The 14,076-nt window shown below is 51.7% G+C and carries 13 protein-coding genes and 1 pseudogene; 5 read left to right on the forward strand and 9 right to left on the reverse strand.

What is annotated here, in order from left to right:
• Positions 1–83: 83 nt before the first annotated feature.
• Positions 84–887 carry a glutamate racemase gene (gene murI, locus EPA93_RS10895; protein WP_129887321.1) on the reverse strand — a complete coding sequence of 268 codons (804 nt, stop codon included), beginning with the start codon at positions 885–887 and terminating at the stop codon, positions 84–86.
• A gap of 245 nt (positions 888–1,132) precedes the next feature.
• On the opposite strand from murI, the gene EPA93_RS10900 reads away from it, so the two are divergent.
• Entirely contained in the window at positions 1,133–2,623 is a 1,491-nt protein-coding gene (locus EPA93_RS10900; protein ID WP_129887323.1) for a hypothetical protein, read from the forward strand.
• A gap of 177 nt (positions 2,624–2,800) precedes the next feature.
• Here EPA93_RS10900 and EPA93_RS10905 read toward each other — a convergent pair whose 3' ends face one another.
• Positions 2,801–3,406 carry a CGNR zinc finger domain-containing protein gene (locus EPA93_RS10905; protein WP_129887325.1) on the reverse strand — a complete coding sequence of 202 codons (606 nt, stop codon included), beginning with the start codon at positions 3,404–3,406 and terminating at the stop codon, positions 2,801–2,803.
• 92 nt (positions 3,407–3,498) lie between these two features.
• Between EPA93_RS10905 and EPA93_RS10910 the strand changes: the two genes are divergently transcribed.
• The 3 genes from EPA93_RS10910 (at position 3,499) to EPA93_RS10920 (ending at position 5,960) form a co-directional block, all read left to right on the forward strand.
• Positions 3,499–4,092 carry a putative glycolipid-binding domain-containing protein gene (locus tag EPA93_RS10910; protein WP_129887327.1) on the forward strand — a complete coding sequence of 198 codons (594 nt, stop codon included), beginning with the start codon at positions 3,499–3,501 and terminating at the stop codon, positions 4,090–4,092.
• A 214-nt stretch (positions 4,093–4,306) separates the two neighbouring features.
• The gene (locus tag EPA93_RS10915; RefSeq protein ID WP_129887328.1) at positions 4,307–5,278 is read left to right on the forward strand and encodes a GntR family transcriptional regulator; all 972 of its coding nucleotides are present in this window, start codon (positions 4,307–4,309) and stop codon (positions 5,276–5,278) included.
• Positions 5,279–5,324: 46 nt separating this feature from the next.
• Positions 5,325–5,960, forward strand: a complete 636-nt coding sequence (locus tag EPA93_RS10920; protein WP_165423019.1) for a gamma carbonic anhydrase family protein — start codon at positions 5,325–5,327, stop codon at positions 5,958–5,960.
• 10 nt (positions 5,961–5,970) lie between these two features.
• Here the strand turns inward: EPA93_RS10920 and EPA93_RS10925 are convergent, their stop codons facing one another.
• The gene (locus EPA93_RS10925) at positions 5,971–7,305 is read right to left on the reverse strand and encodes a protein kinase domain-containing protein (RefSeq protein ID WP_129887332.1); all 1,335 of its coding nucleotides are present in this window, start codon (positions 7,303–7,305) and stop codon (positions 5,971–5,973) included.
• Positions 7,306–7,432: 127 nt separating this feature from the next.
• A complete protein-coding gene (locus EPA93_RS10930; RefSeq protein ID WP_129887334.1) occupies positions 7,433–8,767 on the reverse strand; it encodes a protein kinase domain-containing protein in 1,335 nt (444 codons plus the stop codon).
• A gap of 636 nt (positions 8,768–9,403) precedes the next feature.
• On the opposite strand from EPA93_RS10930, the gene abc-f reads away from it, so the two are divergent.
• On the forward strand, positions 9,404–11,089 hold the full coding sequence (gene abc-f / locus EPA93_RS10935; protein WP_129887336.1) for a ribosomal protection-like ABC-F family protein: 1,686 nt from the start codon (positions 9,404–9,406) through the stop codon (positions 11,087–11,089).
• A gap of 312 nt (positions 11,090–11,401) precedes the next feature.
• On the opposite strand, the gene EPA93_RS48290 is transcribed toward abc-f, so the two are convergent.
• From EPA93_RS48290 to EPA93_RS10955, 5 genes and pseudogenes are all read right to left on the reverse strand, one after another.
• Positions 11,402–11,560 (reverse strand): hypothetical protein, encoded by a 159-nt coding sequence (locus EPA93_RS48290; protein WP_165423020.1) that lies wholly within the window; start codon positions 11,558–11,560, stop codon positions 11,402–11,404.
• 214 nt (positions 11,561–11,774) lie between these two features.
• A complete protein-coding gene (locus EPA93_RS10940; protein ID WP_129887338.1) occupies positions 11,775–12,308 on the reverse strand; it encodes a hypothetical protein in 534 nt (177 codons plus the stop codon).
• A 138-nt stretch (positions 12,309–12,446) separates the two neighbouring features.
• The gene (locus tag EPA93_RS10945) at positions 12,447–12,695 is read right to left on the reverse strand and encodes a hypothetical protein (RefSeq protein WP_129887340.1); all 249 of its coding nucleotides are present in this window, start codon (positions 12,693–12,695) and stop codon (positions 12,447–12,449) included.
• 199 nt (positions 12,696–12,894) lie between these two features.
• Positions 12,895–13,434 (reverse strand): annotated as a pseudogene (locus EPA93_RS10950) (aldehyde dehydrogenase family protein); the annotation flags it as partial.
• Between the two features lie 323 nt (positions 13,435–13,757).
• Positions 13,758–13,943 carry a hypothetical protein gene (locus EPA93_RS10955; RefSeq protein WP_129887344.1) on the reverse strand — a complete coding sequence of 62 codons (186 nt, stop codon included), beginning with the start codon at positions 13,941–13,943 and terminating at the stop codon, positions 13,758–13,760.
• Positions 13,944–14,076 lie beyond the last annotated feature (133 nt).

Here is a 14,076-nt window from a genome sequence, read left to right on the forward strand (position 1 = left end):
GCTGCCTGCTTGGTACGAGAAGCTTGGAAATATGCGTACCGGGTGGATTGGAGCCAGATAAGTGTTTGCTGGGAAGCTAGAGATCAGCTATAGGCTGCCGGTAAGCTTTGAAGATCGATAGCTTGTCCCCATAGGCGCATTATTACGCGTTGACTGAGCGCAAGATCGCCACTCGTCCAGAAACGCTCCCGGCCCGGCTCCGAAGTAAGGTTTGCCAGTCCATGAGTATCCAGGATATGCTGTACCTGACGAGCAACCGCCCTGCCTGTATCGATAAGGGTGATCGCCGGTCCGACGACATCAGTGAGCAAGGGGCGCAGGTGTGGATAATGCGTCGAGCCGAGCACGATCGTATCGGCTCCGGCCGCTAACAGAGGGGTTGTATATTTTTTGACAAGCGCTCTGGTTTGTGGGCCGTCCAGATCACCATTCTCAATCTGCTCAACCAGGCCCGGCGCCGTCTGTGTAACCAACCTGACATCCTGCCCGAAGCGTTTGAGGAGCGAGGAGAAGCGCGTGCTCTCCGAGGTTGCCACCGTCACCAGGATACCGATAACTCCGGTTTTTGTCGCAGCCACTGCCGGCTTAATCGCCGGTTCCATTGCCACGATCGGCACACTAAAATTTGCGCGCAGCACTTCTGCCGAAGCTGCTGTTGTCGTGTTAGATGCGATGACCAGCAGCTTGATGCCCTGCTCAAGTAAAAAGCTTGTCAAAAGGAGCGCACGCTGTTGAACATACTCAAGAGTTTTATCGCCATAGGGCGCATGACCTGAATCCGCAATATAGAACAGGTGCTCATGAGGTAGAAGAGCGCGGATCTCGCGCAATACTGAGAGACCACCCATTCCCGAATCAAAAACCCCAATCGGCGCAGATGTATTCATGTGCTTAGTATAGCACAACTCCCGGCTTTACTGGCTCTCGACCGAGCTGGGGCTTTATCTTCCGCAAAGTAGATGCTTTTATACTTCTTGCCAGGTTAATATGTTAACGTTCTAGCTTATCTCAAGAAAAGTACCAAAAGATCGAATTGTGATCTTTTACCTTGCCAGAATTTATTGATATACTTATAACAATTGCATTCATATAAATCAATTTATTGGCTTATTTAAGGAGGTAGAAGTCAGTAATGTTCAGGGATAGGCCACGACTATATGGTTGGTATGCGCTACTGTTTCTGGCTTGTGCAATCTTGCTTGGAAGCGGTCTGTTAGCATGTACAACCTCTTCTACCGGCAATGGATTGCCCACGCAAGCTCTTCCAACGCTCTCCCTTAACACCACGCCTACAGCCCAGATACAACAGCCTTATATCGCTTCAGTTCCAGGGCCGGGATGTGCTAAAGGGGCTAATTGGGGGATCGGAGGTCGCTATAAAACTATTGTTACACCGACAGCATCTGCTGACCTGGGCACAAATGTTATACCAACAGGGACGCCAGGGCATAAGACTGTCAACGATGATTCGACAGTCACAACCTGCAAATCAGATGGCTTACTGGTTCAGCACAACGCTCACTATGACTCGTATGCGACGGTTATATATGAGAGTCAAGCTAAACCTCTGCCTCGTCATTTTCGCACGCAAATTACTGCCACGATTGTTAATGGTACGGATGCGGCAAGCTTTGATTTGGGGGTTCGCAATCAGAATGAGAATGCTTTAAGTGGTCAAGACAATGGCTATGGCAATGATTCTATTGAGGTAAAGACAGATGGAAGCTGGAGTACTGGCCGTACAAATGATACAACTGATGACACGGATGTAGTATTCAGCAAAGGTTTTGTTAAACCTGCCAAAACCTTTACGCTGGCTGCTGAAGTTGATGGACCACGCATGACCTTCTGGATTAATGACCAGAAGATTACCACAATCGTTGATGCGACATACCCCGACAGTTACGGAATCAATTTTGGTATTTCCGATTTTAAGGCTAAGAGTCCTCCTGCGGCTCTCTTCTCACATTTTGTCTATATGCCGCTTATCGATACACATTTAACTAATAATAACCTGCTGGCGACTGCGACAGCTCAGGCCAGTAAGGACGCTCAGGCCAGCTATACCGTGGCCACACCTGGCTTTGGCTGCGATCAAGGTCCGGGGCAATGGCAACCAACCGTCGAGAGCCGCGATTATGTCACTGCTCATTGTCAGTCGCAAGGGTTGGCACTATCTCAGCCAGCCAATACAAAATATATCGGCAATGTGGCTTTCTATGGGCTTAACGGCAATTTCCCTGAAAATTATAAAGTGAAAGTACAGATTGATGTGAGCCAGCTTAATAATGGCTGTGCCGGCTTGCAAACCCGGATGAGCACGCGAGGAGCAGGCTATGCTTACTTTGTCTGTTCGAATGGCTTCTGGCAAATCTTACTGTATGATGGGCATAGCAGCGAGGGGCGGCGCCTGGCCCAGGGAAATGTAGCTCAACAGGGAATCTATACGATGGAGGCAACTGCAAATGGCTCTACCCAAAGCCTGGCTCTCAATGGAGCTCAGGTAGCTCAGCTGGATGATAAGACTTTGAGCCAGACAGATTATGTTGAGTTATTGATTGATGGGCAAGGCAACGCCGGCACTGCAGTATTCTCCAATTTTATCTTTACGCCCCAACCGTAAGTTTAGAGTATAGAATTGCTGATGCTTGTTCATTGAGAGAATGAACAAGCACTGCCCCGGTTAGTAATGTTGATGGGATAACAGATCAGGAAGCCTATTTAATCAAGGCTCTGTAAAGTGCAAGACATATAAGAAAAAAGCTGCTCAGGCTAGCTGTGATGAGAATAGTAAGGAAGATCAGAAATTATCAGGTAAATTCAACGCTCTGGCGGCTCGCGCTTTTTGGCGTTTGCGAAAGTTTCTAACCTTGGAGATCGAGCCGCAGGAGCGTCCTTGGGGTCCTGAAGCTGTCATGAGGCACCAGATCTTATTCTTATTCTTGGTGTGATCGTAAAAGACCCATTGGCAATCCGGGCACGCCTTCACGCGCGTCCAGGTAGAGTGTGCGATAGCTTCCACGACCAGTGCTAGCACCTCTGCACACAATCTACACCCCTCTTTCCCTGCTGGCCTATACTTGAGAAGAGGTATTTCATCTGAGTCTGGTGTGAGCACGACTTCGACTGGCTGCCTGACCAACCACTTATTCAGGCGCAGAATGTCACCTGTCCCTAGGATACTTCGTAGATCAGCACGCAGTTGGCGCACCAGTTCGGGTATGATGGAGGCTGCTGAGTCCGCGCCAGAAGCCTCGAAGTGGGTAGCGTAAAAGTGCTGCATGGCTTCAAGAGATGCGAACTCATCGATTGGTTCGCGCGTGTCGTTAGGAATTCGCCATGTGTTGAGAAAGGTGCGTACTATCTCCAGTGTTCCAGGGGCTTCCTGGCTATCTTCTTTGCTCATGTTAACCACCTAAATGATTTAGCATTGATTTTTTGTAAGATTGATGTTACTATCATAACATGATTGCCGGTTAACAACAATGGAGGTTTGCGATGGAATCTTATATATGGTGGGTTCCTCTAGCACTGCCGGGCCTTGAGCAGTTACGCCTTGTGGAGAACGAGACAGATGTTATCGCCGATAGCATTGTACTTGGCGTCGAGGGAGCTACTCCTTTTCGTCTCTGGTATCAGGTGCGGATGGATAACAACTGGAACATGCGAGGATGCCTTCTCCAGTCAGGTGGGGAAAAAGATCAGGCCGTGCATCTGTATACTGATGGTCAAGGGCACTGGACAGATGCCACAGGTGCTACACGCTCAGAACTGGATGGTTGCCTCTATATCGATATTTCCTGTACTCCTTTTACAAACACGTTACCCCTTCGCCGCCTGGCACTTTCACCGGGAGAGAGCGCTGATCTTCAGGTCGTCTATATTGCTATTCCTGATCTTTCTATCAGCCCGGTTCGTCAGCGTTATACTTGTCTTTCCCGTACAGCTTCTGGTGGAATATACCGCTATGATGGCCTGGAACGCAATTTTACCGCCGATCTGCCAGTCGATGTGCGGGGATTGGTCATAGACTATCCAGGACTCTGGAAGCGCGTGGAGATGAGCTTGCCTGTACATGGCTTGCCTCAGTGAACTCTGGCGATTATGACATCTTTTGCCATATTTCCTTGCTAATACTTTCAAGGAGCAGGGATAATAAGTTAGATGTATGCGGGCTGGATCGCTGCTCAAGCGTTGCTACGACATTTACAAACAGAGCATCAGGCTGTTTACCCGTGCGCCACTTGTCAGTTGCAGATTTATATGCTATATTTGATCTAAGGATATATATCAATAGATCGAGAAAATGCAAGAGATTAACATTGATCCCAAAGAGCCGCAGCCGCTGCATCAACAGATTGCTGAGCAGATCAAATATCGTATCGAGATGGGCCTGTGGAGGCCGGGAACGCGCTTGCTCCCAGTGCGTGAGTTCGCCGGGGAGCTAGGCGTCAACTACCATACGGTGCGCGTTGCCTATCAGGAACTTGAGCGCGCGGGATATATTGCCACAGCTCCCGGGCGTGGTACCTATGTGGCCGAAAACCCTCCACACGTCCCGGCCGATGTTGCCAGTAATTTGCGCGATCTCATTGATGAGACGCTGCTTATGGCCGAACAGGCGGGTGTGCCGGCAAAAGTTTTCGCTCGCACGATTTATGCGCGGGCCCAATCATTTGTGGCACCCGCGCAGGATGTGCGCATCCTTTTTACCGAGTGCAATCGGCCCGACCTTGAGTATCATGCGCGCACGATTCGCGAGCATACCGGTGCGCCAATCACCGCGCTCCTACTTGATGAGTTACAGGCTGTTGATGCAGATTTCTTCAGGCAATTTGAGGTGATTGCTACGGTGCTCTCTCACGTTGCGGAACTGCAAGAGCTTGTGGGAGAAAGCAGGAACGTGCTGGGGCTGATGGTTGAGCCATCTTATGAGGCTGTGCTGGCTGAACTGGCCCCTCTGCCTGAAGATACGCCTGTCGGACTCATCTGTGCTACCCAACGCCTGGCCAATAATATGGAACGGATGTTGCGCGGAACCGGCCTGGTGCATTTGCAGTATCTTCCGGTAGGCTTAGATGAGCCGGAGAAGATGGCAAACGTCTTTGCGCATAGCGAGCATCTCTATGTCTCGCGTATCGGCTTGAGCGTGCATCAGGGTCGCTGGCCGCAGGATAAACCCATCCACGAGTATGTTACGCGCCTTGACGCGTCGGGACTACGTTTATTGCGCCAGCACATCGCGCAAATTCGTGCGGAGCATGCTGAGCGCTCGTAAGCCGACTCAAAATTGTTTTAAGCTAAAAGATAGGAAGGAACGCATTATGCTGATAGCACATCAGGGCAAGAGCCCGCGAATTCATCCTACTGCTTATGTGGCGCCAACCGCGCTGATTTCGGGCGAAGTAGAGATAGGCGCGCACTGCCGTATTCTGCATGGGGCGGTAATCACGGCTGAGGGTGCAGCCGTGACGATCGGTGAGCACTGCCTGGTCATGGAGCAAGCCGTGCTGCGCGCTGCCGGAGGAAAGCAGCGCTCTTTTCCTCTTGTGCTCGGCAATCATAGCCTGGTTGGTCCTCACGCCTACCTGGTCGGCTGCACGATCGGGCAGAACTGCTTTATTGCCACCGGGGCGCTGGTCTTCAATAATGCGCGCATTAAGGATAACTGCACAGTAACGCTGCAAGGCATCGTGCATATCGGCACGACGCTTGAGGAGGGCCAGCACGTCCCCTTGCAGCATATTGCCATCGGGACACCGGCGAGGATCTTTCGTCCCGGCGAGACCGAAGCGATGATGGCGGCGCTGCATAAAGAAGGCTTTAAGCATGTCGTCCTGGGCATGGATCTCACTAAGAGAGGCCAGGAAGCTATCGAGGAATATCGCCTGGGCCTTGAGCGCTATACCCAGGCCCTTGCTGCCCATCAGCAAGATATCATCCTTGAATCGGCCGATTGAGAAAGTTAGGCTAAGGTTGGGTCTGCTTTTGCGGCTCTACGACCTGTGACTTTCTCTTTGCCCGCAGCCAGGCTACGAATCTGTGCAGATAGCTGCCCACAAGCCAGGTATTGGGGAGCAGAACAAGTATGCCGATCGCGAGTAAGGCCATGGCTACCCAGAGCTCTGCGTGGAAGAACTCGTAGCCAAGCGTGGCGCCAAATGTGGCCCATAAGAACAAGCCAAACATGAATCTGGCCCAGAACAATATTCGCTCTTTTGGGCTTAGGGACTGGAAGATCTCATTTTTGTAATAAGCCAGGCGTGAAAAGAATAAGGTGGCAGCTACTACCAGAAAGCTTATTACGCCTGAAGCCGCCTGTCCATGAGTGTATATAAATGTGCCCAGGAGGAGCAGGCCGGGGAGCGAGATCCAGAGCGGTGGCACCCCCAGGGCCTGTTGAAGGCTTTTCAACGCGTGCTGGGCTTCCTGCATGCTGGCCAGGCGCAAGGCCGGATCTCGTTCCAGCATATGGGCGAGGAGTTGCCGGAGGAGAGGCGGGATAGGGCAATCGGACGGTATACCTGTCATATGAATATCCAGCGGCTCCTTGCCAGTGATCAGCGTTTGCAGCGTCGCTCCCAGCCCGTAGACATCGCTCTGGGGCGTTGTCTGCGCCTTGCCATATTGTTCAGGGGCGGCATAACCAGGCGAGCCCAACACGCCAGTATCTCTACGTGAGCCTTCTCGATAGCGCCTGGCAATCCCAAAATCGATAAGGTAGACGTGATTAGTGCGTGTGAGCATGATGTTGGCAGGTTTCACGTCACGAAAGATGATCGGTGGATCTTGCGTGTGCAGGTAGTTCAGCACGTTGCAGAGGGCAAGGCCAATGGACACGACGTCGCGCAGAGGCAGGCGCCCGCCAGGAAACTTTGCCAGCCGATCTTCAAGCGTCTCGCCGGCGATGTAGTCCATCACAATATACCAGTGCTCGGGATCGGTAAAATGATCGTAGAGGCGGGGCAGGCTCTTATGGTAGAGCGCTGAGAGCAGCGTGATCTCGCGATTATAGGTATCGGTGGCCTCGATTTTTTCCTGGGCGCTCATGGCTGCAAGATTGATCTGCTTGACGGCTACGAGCTTACCATGACGTTGCTCGTCTCTGGCTTTGTAGACGAACGCGAAACCGCCCTCGCCAACTTTCTCTAGCAGGCGATAGCGCTGCTGTAATAAGGAGCCGGAATCGACACTTGCTCCTCCCTGAGCTTGAAGAACATGCATGGCTTTGCCACACTGTGGGCAAAAGCTGCTCTGATCCGGCAGGGTCGTTCCACAGAAATCACAGACAAGGGCTGCGCTCATGGCTCAAATGCCGCGCCTTTCGTAATCTTCTGCTTATTTAACAATTAGTGCGCTTGCTAATCATATCGTAGTGCATGCGCGTTTTGAAGTCAAGATGCTAGTCCATTTTTGAGATGAGAAAGTTAGGCTAAGGTTGGGTCTGCTTTTGCGGCTCTACGACCTGCGGCTTTCTCTTTGCCCGCAGCCAGGCTACGAATCTGTGCAGATAGCTGCCCACAAGCCAGGTATTGGGGAGCAGAACAAGTATGCCGATCGCGAGCAAGGCTATGGTTACCCAGAACCCTCCGCTGAAGAGCCCATAATTAAGAGTGGCGACAAACTGACTCCAGAAGAGCATGCCAAGCAGGAACCTGATCCAAACTGACATGCGCTCTTTTAGGCTCAGGGCCTGGAAGATCTCATTTTTGTAATAAGCCAGGCGTGAAAAGAATATGGCGGCCGCCGGGACCATCAAGCCGATCCAGCCTGATTTCATCTGGTAATGGGTAAGTACAAAGGTGCCGAGGAGGAGCAGGCCGGGGAGCGAGATCCAGAGCGGCGGCATCCACAGGGCCTGTTGAAGGCTTTTCAACACTTGCTGAGCTTCCTTTGCGCTGGCCAGGCGCAAGGCTGGATCTCGTTCCAGCATATGGGCGAGGAGTTGCCGGAGGAGAGGCGGGATAGGGCAATCGGACGGTATGCCTGTCATGTGGATATCCAGCGGCTCCTTGCCAGTGATCAGCGTTTGCAGCGTCGCTCCCAGCCCGTAGATATCGCTTTGAGGCGTTGTCTGCGCCTTGCCGTATTGTTCAGGGGCGGCATAACCAGGCGAGCCCAGCACGCCAGTATCTCTACGTGAGCCTTCTCGATAGCGCCTGGCAATCCCAAAATCGATCAAATAGACGTGATTAGTGCGTGTGAGCATGATGTTGGCAGGTTTCACGTCACGAAAGATGATCGGTGGATCTTGCGTGTGCAGGTAGTTCAGCACGTCGCAGAGGGCAAGGCCAATGGACACGACGTCGCGCAGAGGCAGGCGCCCGCCAGGAAATTTGGCCAGCCGATCTTCAAGCGTCTCGCCAGCGATGTAGTCCATCACAATATACCAGTGCTCGGGATCGGTAAAATGATCGTAGAGGCGGGGCAAGCTTTTATGGTAGAGCGCTGAGAGTAGCGTGATCTCGCGATTATAGGTATCGGTGGCCTCGATTTTTTCCTGGGCGCTCATGGCTGCAAGATTGATCTGCTTGACGGCTACGAGCTTACCATGACGTTGCTCGTCTCTGGCTTTGTAGACGAACGCGAAACCGCCCTCGCCAACTTTCTCTAGCAGGCGATAGCGCTGCTGTAATAAGGAGCCGGAACCGACACTTGCTCCTCCCTGAGCTTGAAGAACATGCATAGCTTTGCCACACTGTGGGCAAAAGCTGCTTTGCTCCGGCAGGGTCGTTCCACAGAAATCACAGACAAGGGCTGCGCTCATAGCTCAAATGCCGCGCCTTTCGGAATATTTTGCTTATTTAACAACTTATGCTCTTGCTGATCATATCGTAGTGCATGCGCGTTTTGAAGTCAAGATGCTAGCCCATTTTTGCGAGCTGAGTCCTGACGGTAGCCTGGATCAGTAACTTTTTGGCTGGTTGAGCACTTGACCTTTGGCCATAAGTTTGATATCCTTTTGGGGATAGAAAGCGAACAATACTTAATCACCTATTGGATCGCTTAAGCATACTGAAACGAGGAGACTAAGCATTGAAGATTACGACCTACAGGCACTAATAGCATCGTCAACTTATGACCTCGTCCCAAAGCGCTAAATCTGCGAGGTTCCATAGGATGAAGGCTAAAGCCTTCTGTTCGATCACTGATGAGGTTCTATTATGTCACGCCTGTATGTCGTGAAGGCTGGTAGTGCTCCTTTGCATCAGCTATATGCCAGGCTTATAGAAGGCTACCTCCTCAGTGGTTTCCATGACGAATCATCACCACGTAACGACACAGGCCCGATAAACCTCAACGACTGATCAACTCCGCCTAACTGTTTTATGATGCTATAGCGCCTCTACATTACGTCTATTCGCTGTTTCTTCTATATACAATATCGAGGTGTTTTGAATTTATGCTTTTAACAGTCAATCAGCTAACAAAGACGTACGGGGCGATTACAGTACTGAGCGAGATATCCTTTATCGTAAACGCGCAAGATCGAATCGGTATCGTTGGGCCCAATGGCGTGGGCAAATCGACGCTGTTTCGCTTGCTGACGCATAGCGAAGATGCCGATCAGGGAAGCATCACGTTTGCGCCTGGCGTCGAGTATGGCTATCTGCCGCAGGCCACTCCTGATTTTTATGGGCGTACCATTGATGAGCTGATTAAAGAAGCGGTTGGTAACCTGTATCAGCTTCAGGAGCGCATGCAGCAGCTGGAAAGTGCGATGTCGCAGGCAACGGAAGACCAGCTTCCGGCTCTCCTTGAAGAGTACAGCGAGGTCTCCACACGCTTCCAGGAGCGTGGCGGCTACGAGCTTGATTACAAAATCGATTTTGTGCTATCAGGCCTACACATCGATTACTTGCCGCGCGATCGCGATGTGCATACGCTTTCGGGAGGCGAAAAGGAGCGCATTGGTCTGGCCATCCTGTTGCTAAGTTCTCCTGATATTCTTCTGCTTGATGAGCCGACAAACCATCTGGATTTTGCTAGCATGGCCTGGCTTGAAAGCTACTTAGCGGCCTATCGAGGAGCCTTGCTGACCGTCTCGCATGACCGCCAGTTTCTCAATCGCGCGGTGAACCAGATCTTTGAGATAGATGAACATAAGCATCAATTAAAGGTTTATAGCGGCAACTATGATGCCTATGTGCAGGCCAGGGAGGCCGAGCGGGCCAAATGGGAGGAGGAATATGAGCGACAACAGGAAGAGATCAAGGCGCTGCGTAAACGCATCAGGGAGGCCAGGTTGCGCGCGAGCAGAACGCATTTTGGCCCAGCGCGCGATAATGATAAATTTGCGCGTTACTCCCATGAGCAGAGCGCGCAAAGGACTTCCGCCAGCAAGCTGCATATGGCCGAGGCCTTGCTCCAGCGCATCGAGGCTGACCCAATTCCCAAGCCGCCGGAACTGCTGCAAGGTAACTGGCAATTTAATGGCGAGCCTATGCAATCCCAGGTTGTGCTCAACTTTTCACATGTGAGCAAGCAATTTGGGACGCGTAGCCTGTTCCGCGATCTACAGCTTACCATCGCGCCGCGCGCACGTATATTGCTCACGGGTCCAAATGGAGCCGGCAAAACCACGCTCTGTAAACTGCTTATGGGGCTTGAGCAGCCGGACGAGGGCCAGATCTATCGCGCTCCTGGTGTGCGCATCGGCTACCTATCCCAGGAGCCGGCCCTTGATCCGCAGAAGACGGTAATCGAGACGTATCGCTACGATCAGGTTGGCTATGAAGGCGAGTTTGTCGGCCGTTTGATCGGCTACGGGCTCTTCCGTCTTGAAGATATGCCGAAAAAAGTGAGTCAGTTGAGCCAGGGCCAGCAGCGCAAGTTGGAGATAGCCTGCCTTGTGGCCAGGCAACCGAATGTGCTCTTGCTCGACGAACCTACGAACTATATCAGCCTGGATATTCTGGAGACCTTCGAAGCTGCCATTCTTAACTTCCCGGGACCTGTCCTTGCCATCTCGCACGATCGCTGGTTTATTGAGCGCTTTGGCGGGCAGATCTGGGAGTTGCGCGATGAGCAACTTCAGCAGCTTGATAGCGCAGACTATCTGCAAGCTGCCTGGCTGGATGCAGTTTAAGGGCGAACCCTTGACTGCGGAAATGCTTGATAGCGTGTATAGAGACCGAGCAGGCGGCTTGAGATACGGCCGCCTGCCTTCGGCTTACAACAGTAGGCTGAAGTGCAGCCGGATAAATAGTTCCAGGCCTTTGAGATACATTATTCCTGATCTGTAAAGTAAGTGGCCGACTTTCCTTTATATTTTAAAGTTAATCAGCGATATTTTCTTTAAATAAGAGTGTACATAATCCGCATTTGCCTTTATACTACTATTGATTGGGCATTGCTGATCAAGAGCAGAGCTTAGCCGAAGGCTGGGACCCTTTCGGCATCATTGATTTCGCAATGCCTCAGTTTTTTCTCCAGGTGGGATATCGCTACGTAGCCTTGCCACCTGCGCCATTTCTTCCAGCCTGGTAGCAAGCTCCACGTATCCAGGGTCCTGGCGGATAAGCTGAAGGGCGCTCATGTTCTGTACCCTCGATTTCATAGTTATCGTCTTCCCAATCCCTACAGGTTTCTGCAAGCGCAAGTCAAGTAATTGCTCCCTCTGGGAACAGCAGTATCAAGCCGAGGTGATGGGAGGAGTCCCGCAATGAGTAGCTCGACCATGCGGCGGCCATTGTAGCGCGGGTCGAGGTCTTCGCCGTGAAAAAGCAGTCCTCTTCTCCTATATGAGGCTCCTGCCAGCAGAGAAGCGGGGCTTACCTCTCAGGAAGAACAACGGGTCGTATCAGTAGAGGCGTGACCAGCTCTCTTTGAAGATCTTCGAGCGTGTATGGGACTTTCTCGATACGGTCACTCGGCGTAATCGATCCCTCGGTGAGTATGGAGGCACCAAGCCAGTGGTAATGGAGTCCTCCACAGACGCTGTGCTGTGTAGAGTCAGGAGAGTCGCAAGGTGCATCACGAAGTGCTGCTCCACAAAGGAGCACCTTACCAATGCGAAACAGGCATCCGGCCAGGTTTTGCAGCGAGCATGAACGAATCACAATATTGCGCCGTCCACTCGGTTCCATCGCCGTTCCTGGCTGTAAGGCACTCAAAGCTTCAAGCGCCTCTTGTTCCACCAGGGTCACTTCATAGGGCGTTTTTCCACCGGGCTGAGGAAGCCTTGAGTGAGTAAAGAATCGATCCCCTTCAATGCCTTTTCCAGGGACCAGATGCGCTACAGGGAGGGAAATCATGGGAGCACGGGCTTGCGGTGCAATATGGAGCGAGACGACAATCCCTGACATAAGAACCCCTTTCCTCCTCTTGGAGCGTTACATGCATGTTCTAGTTCTCTAGCTGTTCAGTATACGCACGACAGATGCACCTTGTCTACCCCTGCACGTTGGGAAAACAGACCGAACGCATGCGAGACGCGCTACGGGTCATTCCACACGGTGACTGGAATCGTTATAGCCTGACGTGAGAAGTGCCAGGGCCTCGTCGAGCCAGGTACGCACTTGTTCTCTGGTCAGCAATTGCATTTCATACCAGCGTTCTAAGGGATAGTGGGCCAACAGATCCGAGAGCAGTTGCTCCCGATTGAAGGTTTCCAGGCAAAACTGCCCTGAGTGGACTAATGCCCCTAGAGAGGTCAACAGAAAAAAACGGACTTCTATTTCTCTCCTGGACATCTTACACTCTGCTTTCTTTCCTTTCAAAGGGGGCAAGTCGTCGCTCTCTGGAGTCAGTTGGTACTGATAGATGACAGGCAAACAGCTTACCACGCACTCCAGCACAGCCAGATCCCCACAGGCCACGATGCAGGAACCATCCACTCATCTGCACATTCCGTTCAGATAGTGGACGCCACCTGGATCGACCGTCATCCAGTGCAACCATAAGCGGTGGGAAGTTCCAGGGAATGATCTGTCCTACCACTCCTATGGGTTCACACAGCGTGTAGGCAAAATACTGCCCTGGCGTCGAAAGAGGAATGGTATTGTCTTCGATCTTGGTAGCCCAGCCCGCCATATAGCGGAACAGATCGATAGCCAGGGGAAGATCAGCCACACGAGCCACGGTTAGAGGCTTGCCATTGTCGAGAGATTCAAGTTGGGCAAATGCTTCCGTATGTTGTTCGAGCAGATCCGCGAGCTTGTTGATCAGGCGTCCGCGCAGAGATGGTGTCATTGTCTTGCGCCAGGGACCGTCGTCAAAAGCGCTGCGTGCTGCCTTGACGGCGCGGTCAATGTCCTCTTTGTCTCCTTCGGCAACATGGGCCATGACTTTCCCTGTCGCCGGGTTATAGACGGGAAAGGTTTTGCCGGAAGCGGCATCCGCCCACTGTCCATTGATCAACATTTTTCTGGGGGAAGCAAGAAACTGACTGATTTCTGGAGCGACGTTGATGTCTGTGTCTGAAACTGTCATGTTTCATCCCTTTCTGAGGTACCATCAGTAGAGTGATAGCACGTATCTCTTCAAGGAGTTCCGATTTGTGCTTCGAGAACCCTGTGCCTTGCTGAGCTGGAGCGTCCGCTTGTAGAGTGGTGGGACGGCAACAGACAGTTCAGGCGAACGTCCAATCTACGGAACATATGCACAGAGAAACAGGAAGTATCTTCCGATGAGCACAAAATGTGCCAACCAGCAACAGCAGCTGCCGGGACGATGAAGCGCAGTTCTTGTCAAGACCATCAATGCTCATCGAATGAATACTCATAAAGTGAGTATAAAAGAAAAGACCTTTGAAGTCAAGAAAAACCTGTTTCCTTGTCAGGTGCAAAGATTGGCGACTTGCAGTTCAGTGAGAGTGGAACAAAACGTCCCATCACCTGGTCAGTTGGGATCATCAAACGTGCTTTGCCATCATACGCAAAAGCCACCAGGATCGGTGTATGCGCAAAGTGTAGATCGATCTTTCCCCGACCACGATACATCGCTAGCTATCGAGGCCTTTCTGCTTTTAGAAAGAGTATTTAGTTATTGAATATACTGATAAGATTAATGTATGGTCAATTCCTGATGGAAAGAAAGCACAGAAGGATGATGAAAGTGAATGGCTCCCTATGC

Origin of the sequence: Ktedonosporobacter rubrisoli, from assembly GCF_004208415.1 — a bacterium.
Taxonomy (GTDB): domain Bacteria; phylum Chloroflexota; class Ktedonobacteria; order Ktedonobacterales; family Ktedonobacteraceae; genus Ktedonosporobacter; species Ktedonosporobacter rubrisoli.

Coding starts and splice junctions, on each gene's coding strand:
- murI (WP_129887321.1), bottom strand. CDS start 887: ATGAATACATCTGCGCCGATTGGGGTTTTTGATTCGGGAATGGGTGGT.
- EPA93_RS10900 (WP_129887323.1), top strand. CDS start 1,133: ATGTTCAGGGATAGGCCACGACTATATGGTTGGTATGCGCTACTGTTT.
- EPA93_RS10905 (WP_129887325.1), bottom strand. CDS start 3,406: ATGAGCAAAGAAGATAGCCAGGAAGCCCCTGGAACACTGGAGATAGTA.
- EPA93_RS10910 (WP_129887327.1), top strand. CDS start 3,499: ATGGAATCTTATATATGGTGGGTTCCTCTAGCACTGCCGGGCCTTGAG.
- EPA93_RS10915 (WP_129887328.1), top strand. CDS start 4,307: ATGCAAGAGATTAACATTGATCCCAAAGAGCCGCAGCCGCTGCATCAA.
- EPA93_RS10920 (WP_165423019.1), top strand. CDS start 5,325: ATGCTGATAGCACATCAGGGCAAGAGCCCGCGAATTCATCCTACTGCT.
- EPA93_RS10925 (WP_129887332.1), bottom strand. CDS start 7,305: ATGAGCGCAGCCCTTGTCTGTGATTTCTGTGGAACGACCCTGCCGGAT.
- EPA93_RS10930 (WP_129887334.1), bottom strand. CDS start 8,767: ATGAGCGCAGCCCTTGTCTGTGATTTCTGTGGAACGACCCTGCCGGAG.
- abc-f (WP_129887336.1), top strand. CDS start 9,404: ATGCTTTTAACAGTCAATCAGCTAACAAAGACGTACGGGGCGATTACA.
- EPA93_RS48290 (WP_165423020.1), bottom strand. CDS start 11,560: ATGAAATCGAGGGTACAGAACATGAGCGCCCTTCAGCTTATCCGCCAG.
- EPA93_RS10940 (WP_129887338.1), bottom strand. CDS start 12,308: ATGTCAGGGATTGTCGTCTCGCTCCATATTGCACCGCAAGCCCGTGCT.
- EPA93_RS10945 (WP_129887340.1), bottom strand. CDS start 12,695: ATGTCCAGGAGAGAAATAGAAGTCCGTTTTTTTCTGTTGACCTCTCTA.
- EPA93_RS10955 (WP_129887344.1), bottom strand. CDS start 13,943: ATGTATCGTGGTCGGGGAAAGATCGATCTACACTTTGCGCATACACCG.